The sequence below is a fragment of the Providencia sp. Marseille-Q8014 genome (genome assembly GCF_965112055.1).
The window spans coordinates 1,034,876-1,047,914 of record NZ_CBCOPT010000001.1; the positions used below are offsets into that span (position 1 = coordinate 1,034,876).

Here is a 13,039-nt window from a genome sequence, read left to right on the forward strand (position 1 = left end):
TCCTTAACCTAGATCACCTAGGCGCACTTGCAGTGCAGTGATTGCAGTGAGCGCAGTCGTTTCAGTTCTTAATACCCTTGGCCCAAGTAAAATATCAGTAAATTGATAATTTGCTGTCATGGCGATTTCGTCTTCACTCAGCCCACCTTCAGGGCCGATTAACAGTCGAACTTTATTTAATTCGGCCGGTAATGTATTGATGCTTTGTGTTGCTCTTGGGTGCAAATTCACTTTAAACGCCCCATCATTTTCAGCGCACCATGTCTCAAGTGACTGAATAGGCCGAATTTCTGGTATACGGTTGCGGCCACATTGCTCACAGGCGGCAATAGCAATTTTTTGCCATTGTTGTAATTTTTTTTCAAATCTTTCCGCATCAAGTCGAACACCGCAACGTTCAGATAATAAAGGCGTGATTGTATTAACACCCAGTTCTACTGATTTTTGAATCGTAAATTCCATTTTTTCTCCGCGAGAGATCACTTGCCCAAGGTGTAAATCCAATGGAGACTCTCTGTCATCAAGATGACCGCTGATGACATCGACGGAGACTTTCTTTTTTGTGGCTTCTACTATTTCAGCGCAAAATACCTGATTACTGCCATCAAACAGTTCCAGTTTTTGGCCAGCGGTCATACGAAGTACGCGCCCGACATGATTGGCTGCATCATCGCCAAGAGCGATTGTTGTGTTAATGTGTAGTGGCTCTGGGTGATAAATGCGTGGGATGCGCATAAGGTTTCCTTAAAAATACAAGGTTAAAATACCGATAACAAAGTGAAAATATGGGGGGGAAATCCCCAAAAACAAGGTTAGTGTCTTAGTTTATCGTGATCTCATAAATTTTTGTAGTCTGGTTTGAGTTGTATTTGTTGAGTGAATAGCCGTCAACTATGCAAAGCTATGTAGAATTATAATGGATAAAGCGAGCATTTTTGTCGGAATAATAGTGTAGGGGGAACCATAAAGTTACGGTATATTCATCTATGACTCCATAAGGGAATAAGGAGAACATGTGATATTACTTGTTGAAAGGCTCTACCAAAAAATTATCCATAATTTATCTATATTATCGTTTGGTTATATTGATAGTGTTATGGCGCCTATTTTTTCATTTTTTACCGTATGTCGAAATTATTTTTGTCCCATAAGAACAGGTGTCGGTGTTGAAGGTTATTTTTTATTAAATACATGTGGTTATAAACTTTTATTCTTGCTTTTTATCCTTGTTTTATCAGTAAAAATCACACGATGGATTCTAAAGAATATACCTGTTAAGTATTTTAATGAGAATGAAATTAATATTAGTAGTAAATGTTTGTATTTAGTCTATTTACATTTGGTTGTGAGTGTTTTTTTATTTAATCATGAAGTGATTTTAATTATTTTATTGAGTGTTTTTTATAATTTAATTGTTAGTTTGTTTATTATTGATATTAAAATAGGCTATTTACCGGATGTGTTAACTTATCCCTTACTATGGATAGGCTTGCTGTATCAAACATGTGCTTCTCAAGGCAATGTCGTTTCAGCAATTTATGCCGTGGTGGTCAGTTACCTCTCTATTATGTTGATAACCACTATGGTGGAAAAAATTCGGCAATCCCCACAAATGGGGAGAGGCGATTTTAAGCTTATAGCCGCTTGCGCTGCATGGTTGGGCCTTATGGATTTACCTAAGTTTTTTGCTTTGGCAGCAGGCCTTGGTTGTGCTTATTATGGGGGTGTTTATCTCTTTTATCGGCATAAAACAATCACCCATATTCCATTTGGCCCTGCAATTATTATCAGCGCAAATTATTGGTTATTTTTTCTGTTGATAAACTCATGACTCATCGATGCTACAAATGAGTGACTTATCATTGATTTTCAGCCACTAAAGAATCTAAAAAATGCTGCCATTTTTTCGGCTCACCTAAGTAGTTCTGTAGTGGAATGCGTAGCCATTTATCCGATTGTTTTATGAGTAAAGTAGGGAAGCCTGACGAGTTTGATTGTGTCAGTAATTGGCGGCTATGCTGAATGTGACAATGCAGCTTTTCACCTGTGAATTGTGCATAGTCTGAAAGATATTGTGTGGTATCTAACCCAATCTCCCGTGCGATTTCTGATAATATTTTAGGGTCGCTGATATGGCGCCCAGAAATATAATGCGCTTGCTGTACGGCTTGCAACATAGCAAGTGCTTGATGCTGTTTTTCGGCCGCCAGTATTGCTAACAACGGAGGGGCTGAGTCAAGTATGAGGTCAGGCTCATGCAACATGGCTAAATAACCCTCACCAAAAGTTTGCCCTGTCATGGCTGCAATACGTTTATCGGACTGGATGATATGTTCACGAAATTGGCTATCCATCTGTAGGCGTGAAGTGCCAGCGAGCATACCTCCACCATGTAGTGCTAAAGTAATATCAGGATGGGTATTGGCAATTTGGATAAGTGGTGAAGCACCATAGCACCAGCCACACAGGGGGTCATAAATATAATATAAAGTGATTTTATTCATCGGTCATCCTTAGGTTTTGTTTGGTTTGATTGGTCTATTTTTATGGGAATAGACCAATCAAAATGAGCTTATTGTGGCCACTGCATCTCGCCTTTAATAACTTTAGCGCTTAGTTCTAAACTCGATTTGTCATCAAGATTTGGGTAAGCCTGTTCCATTTTACTCGTTAACATTTTGGCATCCTGACTTTGTTCAGCCATTGTTTCAAAAGTCTTTAAATAATTTTGGGTGAAGGTGACTGACGTTAGATCCCTTTTTGAATTTCCTGTAAAGTGCCCCGGTACAACAATCTTAGGGTTCAAAGCCTGAATATTTTCTAACGTTTGTTGCCAATGTTGGCGTGACTCTTTGGTTTGCGTATCTGCAACCCAAACGTGAATGTTGTCCGAGACAACGACACCACCGACAACAGCCTTCAGTGATGGGATCCAAACATAAGTACGTTCAGGGGCTGGGCCATCACTTCCTTTAATCAATAATGTTTCACCTTCGATAGTAAAACGGTCTCCTTGTATTACATCGGGAACAATGAGAGCTGCTGGCGCTTCATCTTTCAGTATTGTCCGCCAGTACGCGAGTTTACTCTCTTTTGACGCTTTGATAGCTTCGACAGTTTCTTGGGTTGCGACCACTTTTGCATCGGGAAACGCTTTAATAATGGTGTCTAACCCAAAGTAATAATCTGGGTCAGAATGGCTGATATAAATGGTTGTTAGCGTTTTATTGAGCGCTTTGATTTGGTTAACAAGCGCTTGAGCATCGTTTTTTTGGAATTGCGCGTCTATTAGTATCACTTCTTTATCGCCGCTGATGATTTCAGAAGAGACAGGGAAGATGCTGTTATTTCCGGGATTATACACATCCAGTTTTAGTGTTGCGGCTTGGGTAAATGCGGTCGTTAGTGTAACGAATGCCGTTAGAGCGACGGTGCGGAGTTTCATTCTTTATTCCTCATTATTATCTTTGTTTCGTGTTTGGTTCGATGAGATGTATATTAAATTGCAATAATGATGAGAAAAACGTCATAATTAGCAAATATTTGTTGCATAAATCGGTCAAATAGATGGATAGACTCACAGCGGTTCAAGTGTTTATTAGTATTGTTGAGCAGGGCAGTATGAGTGGTGCTGCTGATAAATTGGATATGTCGAGGGCAATGGTAACTCGCTATTTGGCTGAAATGGAGCAGTGGGCGGGAGTACGCTTGTTAAATCGCACGACAAGAAGATTAAGTTTAACATCGGCTGGTGAGGGCGTTTATCAGCAAGCGTTAAAATTGAATGCACTTTCTCAGACGTTACCTGTTCAACAACAGCATGATGCGAATCAGCTATCAGGGTTAGTGCGTATTAGTTGCGCCCAATCTATTGCCAGTCAGGCCCTCTCGGTTGCGATAACGGAGTTTTTACACTCTTATCCGAATATGGCAATTGACCTCAGTGTGACGAATAAATCGGTGAACCTGATTGAAGAGCGCATTGATGTTGCGATACGAATTACTAACCAATTAGAACCCAGTTTGATCGCCAAGCCACTTTCAACTTGCCATTCTGTGGTGTGTGCTGCGCCATCTTACTTAAAAGATAAAAAACTCCCTACTAAACCAGAGGATCTAGCGCCCTTAGAGTGTCTAACTTACCATTTTTTTGGTCGTAGCCTTTGGCATTTTGAAAAAGCGAATGAGCCTTTTTCTGTATTGGTCGGGGGGCGTCTCAGTGCCGATGAATCTGTCTTTTTAGCGCAAGCGGCGCTAAATGGGGCGGGAATTACACTGCAACCTTATTTGTCCGTCAAAAAATATCTGGAGTCAGGCGAGTTAATTCAACTATTGCCTGATTACCAACCTCAGCCGTTAGGTATTTATGCAGTATATGCTAGCCGTCAAAACATGCCGACAACATTAAGAGCCGTATTGGATTTTCTGGGTCATTGGTTTGCCACCTCTGAATATTGGTTGTCATTGATGCAGCAACGCGGCGCTTAAATCACGCTCAGTTTGAGCAAATGACGCTTTTAAATATTGAGTGAAGATATCAGAGAGTTGTGATGACGGGCGATGAACCGGCTTAATGAAACTCACAGTAAAAGGAATTGAAAAACTTAATGGGCGAATAATTAATTTACCTGCGGACTGCTGGTGGAAATCCAATGCTGTTATTGGATTCACGATAGAAATACCAATGCCTTTGAGAACCATTGCACAGATAGAGGATGCAGAATGAGTTTCCATCACCATTTTTCTTTCGATTTGATGTTGGGTAAAAATGGTATCGATCAGTTGCCGATAGCTATCTGTCAGCGAAAGACTAATAAAAGGTTGATGCAGAAAATCAGTAGGCGTTAGCATTCCTTTCTTTTCAAGGGGGTGTCCTGCTGGCAATACACACACTTCATTAAGTGACCCTAATGTGAGTTGTTCGGTACCCGGAGGGGGTTGTAAATGCTCAGTTAAACCAAAATCATAACGCTGTGCAGAGAGCCATTCTTCCAGAATCGGAGATTCTTGTGGGATCACGGTAAGACTGACGTCTGGGTAATCAGCCATGAAGGTTTGACATACATTTGGCAGTAAAGATTGAGCAAAAGCCGGTAAGCAAATAACCGAGAGCTGTGTATTATCAAAGCGTCGGATCGTTTGTGCTGAATTTTTTATTCGCTCTAAGCCATAATATGAACGTTCAACTTCTTCAAAAAAACGTAGCCCTTGTGCTGTAGGGCGTAATCGGCCTTTGATACGATCAAATAATTTAAATTGTAGTAGGTGTTCTAGGCGAGCCAACTCTCGACTAATCGTCGGCTGTGAAGTGTTCAGCAATAACGCGGCTTCCGTCAGATTTGGGGTGGTCATAACTGCACGAAAAATTTCAAGGTGTCGCCAAGAGAGAGTTTGCATAGTGTATTGACCATCCTATATCAGAAATGAATAGATTTTAGCAAAATAGATATTTTTTTTCCCTGCCTTTCTCTGAATAATGGAACGATAGAATAAAAATTTATCGGCGAGAAAAACATGACCTCATTTGCAAGCACCACAAGCCCATATTTAACACCTGAAAATTTAATCTCCTTACCTGAGCAGTTCGGTACACCTGTATGGGTATACGATAGTTCAGTGATTATTGAACGTATCAATCAATTGAAAATCTTTGATACCGTGCGTTTCGCTCAAAAGGCATGTTCAAACATCCATATTCTACGACTAATGCGTGAGCAGGGCGTTAAAGTTGATTCTGTTTCACTGGGTGAAATAGAGCGTGCGCTTGTGGCGGGTTTTCAAGCGGGTCGTGAAAATGCAGAAATTGTGTTTACGGCTGATGTGCTCGATAGAGCGACGTTGGCTCGAGTGACTGAGCTGGATATTCCGGTCAATGCTGGCTCTATTGATATGTTAAGCCAAATTGGTGAGAAAAAAGCGGGTCATCCAGTTTGGTTACGCATTAATCCAGGTTTCGGTCATGGTCACTCACAAAAAACCAATACAGGTGGTGAAAATAGTAAACATGGTATTTGGCATCAAGATCTGCCTGAAGCTCTTGCCCAAATTCGTCGTTATAACCTGTCATTAGTTGGTTTGCATATGCATATTGGCTCAGGGGTTGACTATCAACATTTAGCGAATGTCTGTGATGCAATGGTTGAGCAAGTCGTGTCATCGGGTGTGGATATTCAGGCTATTTCAGCGGGTGGTGGATTATCAACGCCATATCGGGAAGAAGATGAGTTGATCGATGTCCAGCATTATTTCAGCTTATGGAATCGTGCTCGTCAACGTATTGAGCAGCATTTAGGCCATACCGTTGAGTTGGAAATAGAACCGGGGCGTTATTTAGTGGCAGAGTCTGGTGTGTTACTCGCAGAGGTTAGGGCAGTTAAACACATGGGGAGCCGCTATTATGTGTTAGTGGATAGTGGTTTTAATGATTTAATGCGTCCAGCCATGTATGGAAGCTATCATCATATTTCAGTCCTGCCTGCGGATGGGCGTTCGCTGGATAATGCACCACAAAAAGAAGCGATTATCGCTGGGCCTTTGTGTGAGTCAGGCGATGTATTTACTCAACAAGAAGGCGGCATGGTGGAAACGCGTTTATTACCAGAAGTGCAAGTTGGTGATTATTTAGTGTTTCATGACACCGGTGCATACGGTGCTTCAATGTCTTCTAACTACAACAGTCGCCCATTATTACCCGAAGTGCTACTCGTTAATGGTAAACCAAAACTTATTCGTCGCCGTCAAACCATCGAAGAGTTATTGGCGTTAGAGCTTTAATTCTTTTTGATTTGGATACTACCTTGATTGGTAGTATCCGCTGTACTTATTATGTATTCAGTGAGCATTTTATTGTGCTTAAGAAATCTGTTGAGCTGAATGGAAAATACAAAAATTAGGCAATTAAATTGTTGGTTAATGTTTCTTGACCGAGAAAAAACTCGTTGATAATAAAATAAAGGAAACTAAATTCTAGGTTGATATGGGTGTAAACGCGGGGATATATCCAGTATTTACGGGTATCAACAAGATTGGTTGGATATTGTTAATAGAATAGACTTTGACATAAACAAAAATAGTATGTCGCTAGCCATAGTGATTTTAAGTGATTTAGAATGATTAAAACCACTATGACAATGTAATACTAGTTTTAGCTATTAGTGTTGGCTTTGTGATGCAATGCTTGCTAACGTCGCCATCATCGTCGAGAAAAAGAATAAGAAAAATATCACAGAAAATACAACTGTAATAATAAAATAGATTAATCCAGCTCTATTCCAGGTTTCTTGTACTTTCATGAAGGTTTCTGCTGAATCATAATCACCATTTTTCCAAGCCCATTCATTACCTTTGAACCCACAAACAAACATCCATATTAGATTAAAGAATGGAATTAGCATTAATAACGGCAAGTACGATTTATTTCCAAACCCCCATATGATATTGAACATAAATGCACCCCAGTTCCAACGCTTAATTCCCTCTGGTACTTCTTTATTCGAATAAGACATTTTATATCTCCAGTTCTAAAAATGATAATAATTGATTTCACTAACCATAGTAAAAATAGTCTCGTATTCTAATATAAGAAATTCTTAAGTTAAATTTATTTGTGTAATAATAATGTTACTAAAGATGTAATTACTCTTTAGTGGAGATATTTAGCGTTGGATAGTGACAGTGGCGAGGCGGTTTGATGAAAAATAATAAAAAACTAGCCCAATATTAAGGGCTAGTTTTTGTCTAATTTAAAATAACCTAATTAAGCAGCTTGTTTCTTTTTAGCTTGCTTGTCATTTTCACCTTCAGTATGAGGATTTTTTGTACTAGCTGTTCCCAATGCTTCAAAATCAAATTCATCAACATTGATGGTACGTAGACGGCTAGCCTCAGCCTTGCGCAGAATATCTGCTTCTTCTTGGGTGATAATATTTTCAGGCAACATTTGCTCAGCTAATTTATCTAAGCGAGTGAAGCTGAATTTACGTTCTTTCAAGCGACAAATTCGTTCAAAAATAGGTTCTGCCGCGATAATGTCATACAGTGCCTGATTCACTAAACCATGAGGGTTATGCTCTGTTGGTGTCAGATACTGCCCACGGCCAATTCGGTCGCGGGTTTCAGACGGTTCCATTAGCAGTTGTGCTAATTTATGGTCAAGGCGATCCGATGGCGCTGACATAGCACGACCTGTAGGGAATAACGTAATACGCATCAAGCCTGCAACCATTCTATTTGGGAAGTTTTTCAATAAATCGTCCATCGCTTTTTCAGACTGATACAGACAATCTTCCACGGCCCATTTGACTAATGGTAAATCCGCTTTTTGACGTCCTTCATCTTCATAGCGCTTCAGTGTCGCGGTCGCCAAATAGAGATGGCTCAGAATATCACCTAAACGGGCTGAGATTCGTTCACGACGTTTCAAGCTTCCCCCTAGCACCGCCATAGAAATGTCAGCGAGTAGAGCAAGGTTTGCACTTTGGCGATTTAACATCTGATAGTAGCGACGTGTCTCATCTTTTGTTGGGGCACTACTTCCACGACCATTGGTTAAACCTAACCAGAAGCTGCGGAATTGGTTACTAATAACGTGACCAATATGACCAAACACGGCTTTATCAAATTTATGTAGATTATTATCTTGAGCTGCGGCCATCTCTTCCAGTACATAAGGATGACAACGAATTGCGCCTTGGCCAAAGATGATCATGCTACGGGTTAAAATATTCGCACCCTCAACGGTAATGGCAATAGGAGCACCTTGATAAGCTCTACCGACAAAGTTAGATGGACCAAGACAGATACCTTTACCACCGGTAATATCCATTGCATCAATCACTGAGTGTTGTCCACGGTGAGTACAGTGATATTTAACGATAGCAGAGAGAACCGCAGGTTTTTCGCCTAACATAATACCAGAGGTAATTAATGTCGCCGCTGCATCCATTAGATAGGAGTTACCCGCGATACGTGCGAGAGGTTCTTCAATACCTTCCATTTTACCGATAGGTAATTTAAATTGACGACGGATATAGGCATAAGCTCCCGTTGCCATTGCAATACTTTTTAAGCTACCCGTTGAGTTGGATGGCAGAGTAATACCACGGCCAACAGATAGACATTCAACCAGCATGCGCCAGCCTTGCCCTGCCATTTTTGGACCACCAATGATGTAATCGATAGGAACAAAAATATCTTTTCCACGAGTAGGCCCATTCATAAACGGAATATTCAGTGGGAAGTGGCGATGACCAATTTCAACACCTGGGGTATTGGTTGGAATCAAGGCACAAGTGATCCCTAATTGTTTTTCACCCCCCAGTAAGCGATCAGGGTCTGACAATTTAAATGCAAGTCCAAGTACTGTTGCGATAGGCGCAAGCGTGATATAGCGCTTGTTCCAGCTTAGGCGCATACCTAAAACTTGTTCACCTTGCCATTCTCCCATACAAACCACGCCTGTATCAGGAATGGCGCCTGCATCGGAGCCAGCTTCAGGGCTTGTTAGTGCGAAACAAGGGATCTCTTCACCGGTCGCCAGACCCGGTAAGTAGCGCTGTTTCTGCTCTTCGGTACCGTAATGCTGTAGTAACTCACCGGGACCAAGGGAGTTAGGTACACCGACAGTAATAGCAAGAATACCTGAAACACCAGCCAGTTTTTGTAGGACTTGAGATTGCGCATAGGCGGAAAACTCAAGGCCACCGTATTCTTTTTTGATGATCATGGCAAAGAAGCGGTGATCACGTAAATATTGCCAAACTTCAGGAGGAAGATCAGACAATTCATGACTGACAGCAAAATCATTAACCATGCCACAAACGGTTTCAACGGGGCCGTCTATGAAGGCTTGCTCTTCAGCCGTTAGCTGAGGTTTAGGGTAATTATGTAATTTATTCCAATCAGGCGCACCGCGGAAAAGGTCGCCTTCCCACCAAGTGGTTCCAGCATCGATAGCTTCCTTTTCGGTACGAGACATCGGAGGCATCACTTTTTGGAACATTTTCAGGGCGCGAGCTGAAAATAGTGATTGGCGCACTGGCGTAAAGACAAATGGAAATAAGACTAGCGCAACTGGTAGCAGCATCCAGTAACTCCAGATATCGAGTACGCCCATCACTGCGGTATAGGCAAGTAACAGTACAGTGCTAAGCGCCAATGATGTTTTGTGGTAGCAGAGAATACCAATTAATACGAGAAATAGAATGATACTGAGTAGGGTCATAGGAAAACTCCTGTATACTTGTAAGAGGTCTGACCTGTTGTTTATCTAATCTATAACCTTTAATAAAGAATTAGCAACACATTTACATCTTAATTACAACTTGGCTCACAAAATCACCAAGTAACGCCCTGTAACAGTTTCAGAAAAGAAGAAATAACGCCGTAAAAAAAGCGTCAAAGCGAGAAAGGGGGATAAAAAGCACGGATTAGTGCTAAATGCTTAAATCAAACATAATCAGATGTAGAAAGAAAATGTACCCTGTGTAACAATCTGAGGAGTAAAGATTAATTACCTATCTTCAGGCCGTTTATCACGGCTCAGAAACCGTTAAATTTAAGGGGAAATCTCATGTATCAAGATCTGATCCGTGGTGAGCTATCAGAAGCAGCCGATACGTTGGCAAAATTCCTTAGTGATGATGCAAATATTCAGGCTATTCAACAGGCTGCTGTATTATTAGCAGACTCCTTTAAAGCGGGGGGGAAAGTCCTGTCATGCGGTAATGGCGGATCTCACTGTGATGCTATGCACTTTGCTGAGGAGCTAACAGGACGCTATCGTGAAAATCGTCCGGGCTATCCAGCTATCGCGATTTCTGACGTGAGCCATTTATCTTGTGTCAGTAATGATTTTGGTTATGAATATGTATTCTCTCGCTTTATTGAAGCTGTCGGTAAAGAAGGAGATGTTCTTCTTGGGATCTCAACCTCAGGCAATTCAGGCAACATCATTAAAGCAATTAGTGCTGCTCGTGAAAAAGGCATGAAAGTGATTACGTTAACTGGGAAAGATGGCGGCAAGATGGCCGGGAGCGCCGATATTGAGATTCGCGTGCCACATTTTGGTTATGCAGATCGTATTCAGGAAATTCATATTAAAGTGATTCATATCCTGATCCAATTGATTGAAAAAGAGATGGTTAAATAATTCTCTGGCAAGAGAGGGTCTTAAAATGTGCGAGTTACTTGGCATGAGCGCAAATGTGCCAACAGATATTAACTTTAGTCTCAGTGGACTGATATCCCGAGGGGGGCAAACAGGCCCACACAAAGATGGTTGGGGGATCACGTTTTATGAGGGGCTAGGGTGTCGTACGTTTAAAGATCCTCAACCGAGTTTTATGTCTCCAGTCGCACGTTTTGTACAGGAATACCCGATTAAATCGGAAACGGTAGTCGCACATATTCGCCAAGCAAATCGTGGAGACGTTACATTAGCCAACACGCACCCTTTTACACGAGAGTTGTGGGGACGTAATTGGACTTACGCTCATAATGGGCAATTAAAAGGTTATCGCTCGCTGAATACAGGGAATTACCGGCCTATTGGTGAAACTGATAGTGAAAAAGCATTTTGTTGGCTGTTAAACCAACTCGCCATGAAATACCCGCGAACCCCCGCTAATTGGCCTGCTGTTTTTCGTTTTATTGCGATTTTAGCTGAACAATTACGCCGTAAAGGCGTATTTAACATGCTATTGTCTGACGGGCGTTATTTAATGGCTTTTTGCTCCACTAACCTTTACTGGATCACGCGTAAAGCACCGTTTGGTAAAGCGAAATTACTCGATCAGGATGTTGAGATTGATTTTGAAAGTTGCACAACACCCACGGATATTGTTTCGGTGATAGCTACCCAGCCACTTACTGGAAATGAAAGTTGGCATAAAATTGAGCCGGGTAGTTTTGTGCTATTTCACCTCGGCCAGCGTATATTGTGATCGAAGTCTCAATAACTTATCTTGTGTTTCTGGCAAGCTATTAACGGCATATTTTCCTGATGTAACAGAGATTTGTGCGGGCTTGCCTACATCATGAAAGTAATCATAAGCAGGTTTTAATTGCTGCCAGAAAGCGTAATGGCTTGAGTTTCGATGAAGTAACATATTTTCTTTTGTCATGCGAAAAGGATAGATGCTGACATCAATAGTGTTTTGACCATTTTTAAAAGCGGTCTCAACAGCTTGATAAATTTCACTCATATATTTATCGGTCATTGCATAGCATCCAACAGACACGCAGTCACCATGTATCATAAGGTAGTTACCTTCATAGCCTTGCGCTCGATCGAACTCGTTAGGGAATCCTAAATTGATAGATCGGTAATACCGACTGTTTGGATTAAGTTGAGAAGCGGTTATTTGATAGAATCCCTCGGGACTTTTTAAATCACCTTCTAGCTTTTTCGGACCTAGCCCGCCAGAAAACTTACAAATTGGGTAAGTTTTAGACAGATTATACTTCCCATTTGGCGCTTTTTTATAGAGTTCTAATATGCCTTCTTGCTTAAATATTTGAATAAAGAGGGTCGAATCTTGTTGGTTAATCGTTTTACTATTAAGTAAAAATGAATGATTATTCGCTTCAGCAACGAGAGCTTGTAGAGAAAATAGGATAAAACTAAAGCTAATAAAGGTATTTTTTTTCATGCTTAAGCCAAATAAGGTTGAGTTTTTTTGTTTAAAAAAAAATCATTTTAGCGATATTTTAAACGAGCAGATAGTGATTTGATATAGTCCATTAATAATTTAGTGATGAATCGATATTGTGTGAAAAACGGACAGCGTTCGATAAATGTGAGCTAAAACCTCGTTTATTACGAATGATTGCAAGAAAAATTGAAAATTTATTGTTATTTGCTTGAGCTAAGTCACTTGAATATCCGGACAGAAGTCGGGGGAACTGGTAAAATTACGAACGGCAGAATAAGAGAATAGTGTCAAAATATCGAGAGAATTATTTGCTTGAGTTATGGGAGTAACTTGAGCTGTTTTTATTTACTGAGTCGCTATGGTCCTTCACCGGATCATTAGCTTAG

At 40.8% G+C, this 13,039-nt stretch carries 12 protein-coding genes; 5 read left to right on the plus strand and 7 right to left on the minus strand.

What is annotated here, in order from left to right:
* Positions 1–3: 3 nt before the first annotated feature.
* Complete coding sequence (rsmE, locus tag ACWPW6_RS04455; protein ID WP_154624088.1) at positions 4–735, minus strand: 16S rRNA (uracil(1498)-N(3))-methyltransferase; 732 nt, start codon at positions 733–735, stop codon at positions 4–6.
* Between the two features lie 280 nt (positions 736–1,015).
* Here rsmE and ACWPW6_RS04460 point away from each other — a divergent pair, with 280 nt between their 5' ends.
* Positions 1,016–1,831 (plus strand): prepilin peptidase, encoded by an 816-nt coding sequence (locus ACWPW6_RS04460; RefSeq protein ID WP_250000041.1) that lies wholly within the window; start codon positions 1,016–1,018, stop codon positions 1,829–1,831.
* 28 nt (positions 1,832–1,859) lie between these two features.
* Here ACWPW6_RS04460 and ACWPW6_RS04465 read toward each other — a convergent pair whose 3' ends face one another.
* Positions 1,860–2,504 (minus strand): DsbA family protein, encoded by a 645-nt coding sequence (locus ACWPW6_RS04465; RefSeq protein ID WP_250000044.1) that lies wholly within the window; start codon positions 2,502–2,504, stop codon positions 1,860–1,862.
* A 68-nt stretch (positions 2,505–2,572) separates the two neighbouring features.
* Positions 2,573–3,445: an MBL fold metallo-hydrolase gene (locus tag ACWPW6_RS04470; RefSeq protein ID WP_154623971.1), complete on the minus strand. Its 873-nt coding sequence runs from the start codon at positions 3,443–3,445 to the stop codon at positions 2,573–2,575.
* Positions 3,446–3,567: 122 nt separating this feature from the next.
* Here ACWPW6_RS04470 and ACWPW6_RS04475 point away from each other — a divergent pair, with 122 nt between their 5' ends.
* A complete protein-coding gene (locus ACWPW6_RS04475) occupies positions 3,568–4,488 on the plus strand; it encodes a LysR family transcriptional regulator (protein ID WP_154623970.1) in 921 nt (306 codons plus the stop codon).
* On the opposite strand, the gene ACWPW6_RS04480 is transcribed toward ACWPW6_RS04475, so the two are convergent.
* Entirely contained in the window at positions 4,462–5,397 is a 936-nt protein-coding gene (locus ACWPW6_RS04480) for a LysR family transcriptional regulator (RefSeq protein ID WP_154623969.1), read from the minus strand. The two genes, ACWPW6_RS04475 and ACWPW6_RS04480, sit on opposite strands and share 27 nt — an antisense overlap.
* A 117-nt stretch (positions 5,398–5,514) precedes the next feature.
* Between ACWPW6_RS04480 and lysA the strand changes: the two genes are divergently transcribed.
* Complete coding sequence (gene lysA, locus ACWPW6_RS04485) at positions 5,515–6,774, plus strand: diaminopimelate decarboxylase (RefSeq protein WP_154623968.1); 1,260 nt, start codon at positions 5,515–5,517, stop codon at positions 6,772–6,774.
* Positions 6,775–7,151: 377 nt separating this feature from the next.
* Here lysA and ACWPW6_RS04490 read toward each other — a convergent pair whose 3' ends face one another.
* Together ACWPW6_RS04490 and fadE are read right to left on the minus strand one after the other, a co-directional pair.
* Positions 7,152–7,505 (minus strand): ribonuclease G, encoded by a 354-nt coding sequence (locus tag ACWPW6_RS04490; RefSeq protein ID WP_154623967.1) that lies wholly within the window; start codon positions 7,503–7,505, stop codon positions 7,152–7,154.
* 251 nt (positions 7,506–7,756) lie between these two features.
* Positions 7,757–10,222: an acyl-CoA dehydrogenase FadE gene (gene fadE, locus ACWPW6_RS04495; RefSeq protein WP_154623966.1), complete on the minus strand. Its 2,466-nt coding sequence runs from the start codon at positions 10,220–10,222 to the stop codon at positions 7,757–7,759.
* A gap of 348 nt (positions 10,223–10,570) precedes the next feature.
* Here fadE and lpcA point away from each other — a divergent pair, with 348 nt between their 5' ends.
* Complete coding sequence (gene lpcA / locus ACWPW6_RS04500; RefSeq protein ID WP_154623965.1) at positions 10,571–11,149, plus strand: D-sedoheptulose 7-phosphate isomerase; 579 nt, start codon at positions 10,571–10,573, stop codon at positions 11,147–11,149.
* Positions 11,150–11,174: 25 nt separating this feature from the next.
* Positions 11,175–11,942 (plus strand): class II glutamine amidotransferase, encoded by a 768-nt coding sequence (locus tag ACWPW6_RS04505; RefSeq protein ID WP_154623964.1) that lies wholly within the window; start codon positions 11,175–11,177, stop codon positions 11,940–11,942.
* Here ACWPW6_RS04505 and ACWPW6_RS04510 read toward each other — a convergent pair.
* Positions 11,913–12,650 carry a L,D-transpeptidase family protein gene (locus ACWPW6_RS04510; protein WP_163860763.1) on the minus strand — a complete coding sequence of 246 codons (738 nt, stop codon included), beginning with the start codon at positions 12,648–12,650 and terminating at the stop codon, positions 11,913–11,915. The genes ACWPW6_RS04505 and ACWPW6_RS04510 overlap by 30 nt on opposite strands.
* Positions 12,651–13,039 lie beyond the last annotated feature (389 nt).

What these genes read in the sequence shown, in the direction of transcription:
- rsmE (WP_154624088.1), bottom strand. Translation starts at nt 735, where the DNA reads ATGCGCATCCCACGCATTTATCACCCAGAGCCACTACACATTAACACA.
- ACWPW6_RS04465 (WP_250000044.1), bottom strand. Translation starts at nt 2,504, where the DNA reads ATGAATAAAATCACTTTATATTATATTTATGACCCCCTGTGTGGCTGG.
- ACWPW6_RS04470 (WP_154623971.1), bottom strand. Translation starts at nt 3,445, where the DNA reads ATGAAACTCCGCACCGTCGCTCTAACGGCATTCGTTACACTAACGACC.
- ACWPW6_RS04475 (WP_154623970.1), top strand. Translation starts at nt 3,568, where the DNA reads ATGGATAGACTCACAGCGGTTCAAGTGTTTATTAGTATTGTTGAGCAG.
- ACWPW6_RS04480 (WP_154623969.1), bottom strand. Translation starts at nt 5,397, where the DNA reads ATGCAAACTCTCTCTTGGCGACACCTTGAAATTTTTCGTGCAGTTATG.
- lysA (WP_154623968.1), top strand. Translation starts at nt 5,515, where the DNA reads ATGACCTCATTTGCAAGCACCACAAGCCCATATTTAACACCTGAAAAT.
- ACWPW6_RS04490 (WP_154623967.1), bottom strand. Translation starts at nt 7,505, where the DNA reads ATGTCTTATTCGAATAAAGAAGTACCAGAGGGAATTAAGCGTTGGAAC.
- fadE (WP_154623966.1), bottom strand. Translation starts at nt 10,222, where the DNA reads ATGACCCTACTCAGTATCATTCTATTTCTCGTATTAATTGGTATTCTC.
- lpcA (WP_154623965.1), top strand. Translation starts at nt 10,571, where the DNA reads ATGTATCAAGATCTGATCCGTGGTGAGCTATCAGAAGCAGCCGATACG.
- ACWPW6_RS04505 (WP_154623964.1), top strand. Translation starts at nt 11,175, where the DNA reads ATGTGCGAGTTACTTGGCATGAGCGCAAATGTGCCAACAGATATTAAC.
- ACWPW6_RS04510 (WP_163860763.1), bottom strand. Translation starts at nt 12,650, where the DNA reads ATGAAAAAAAATACCTTTATTAGCTTTAGTTTTATCCTATTTTCTCTA.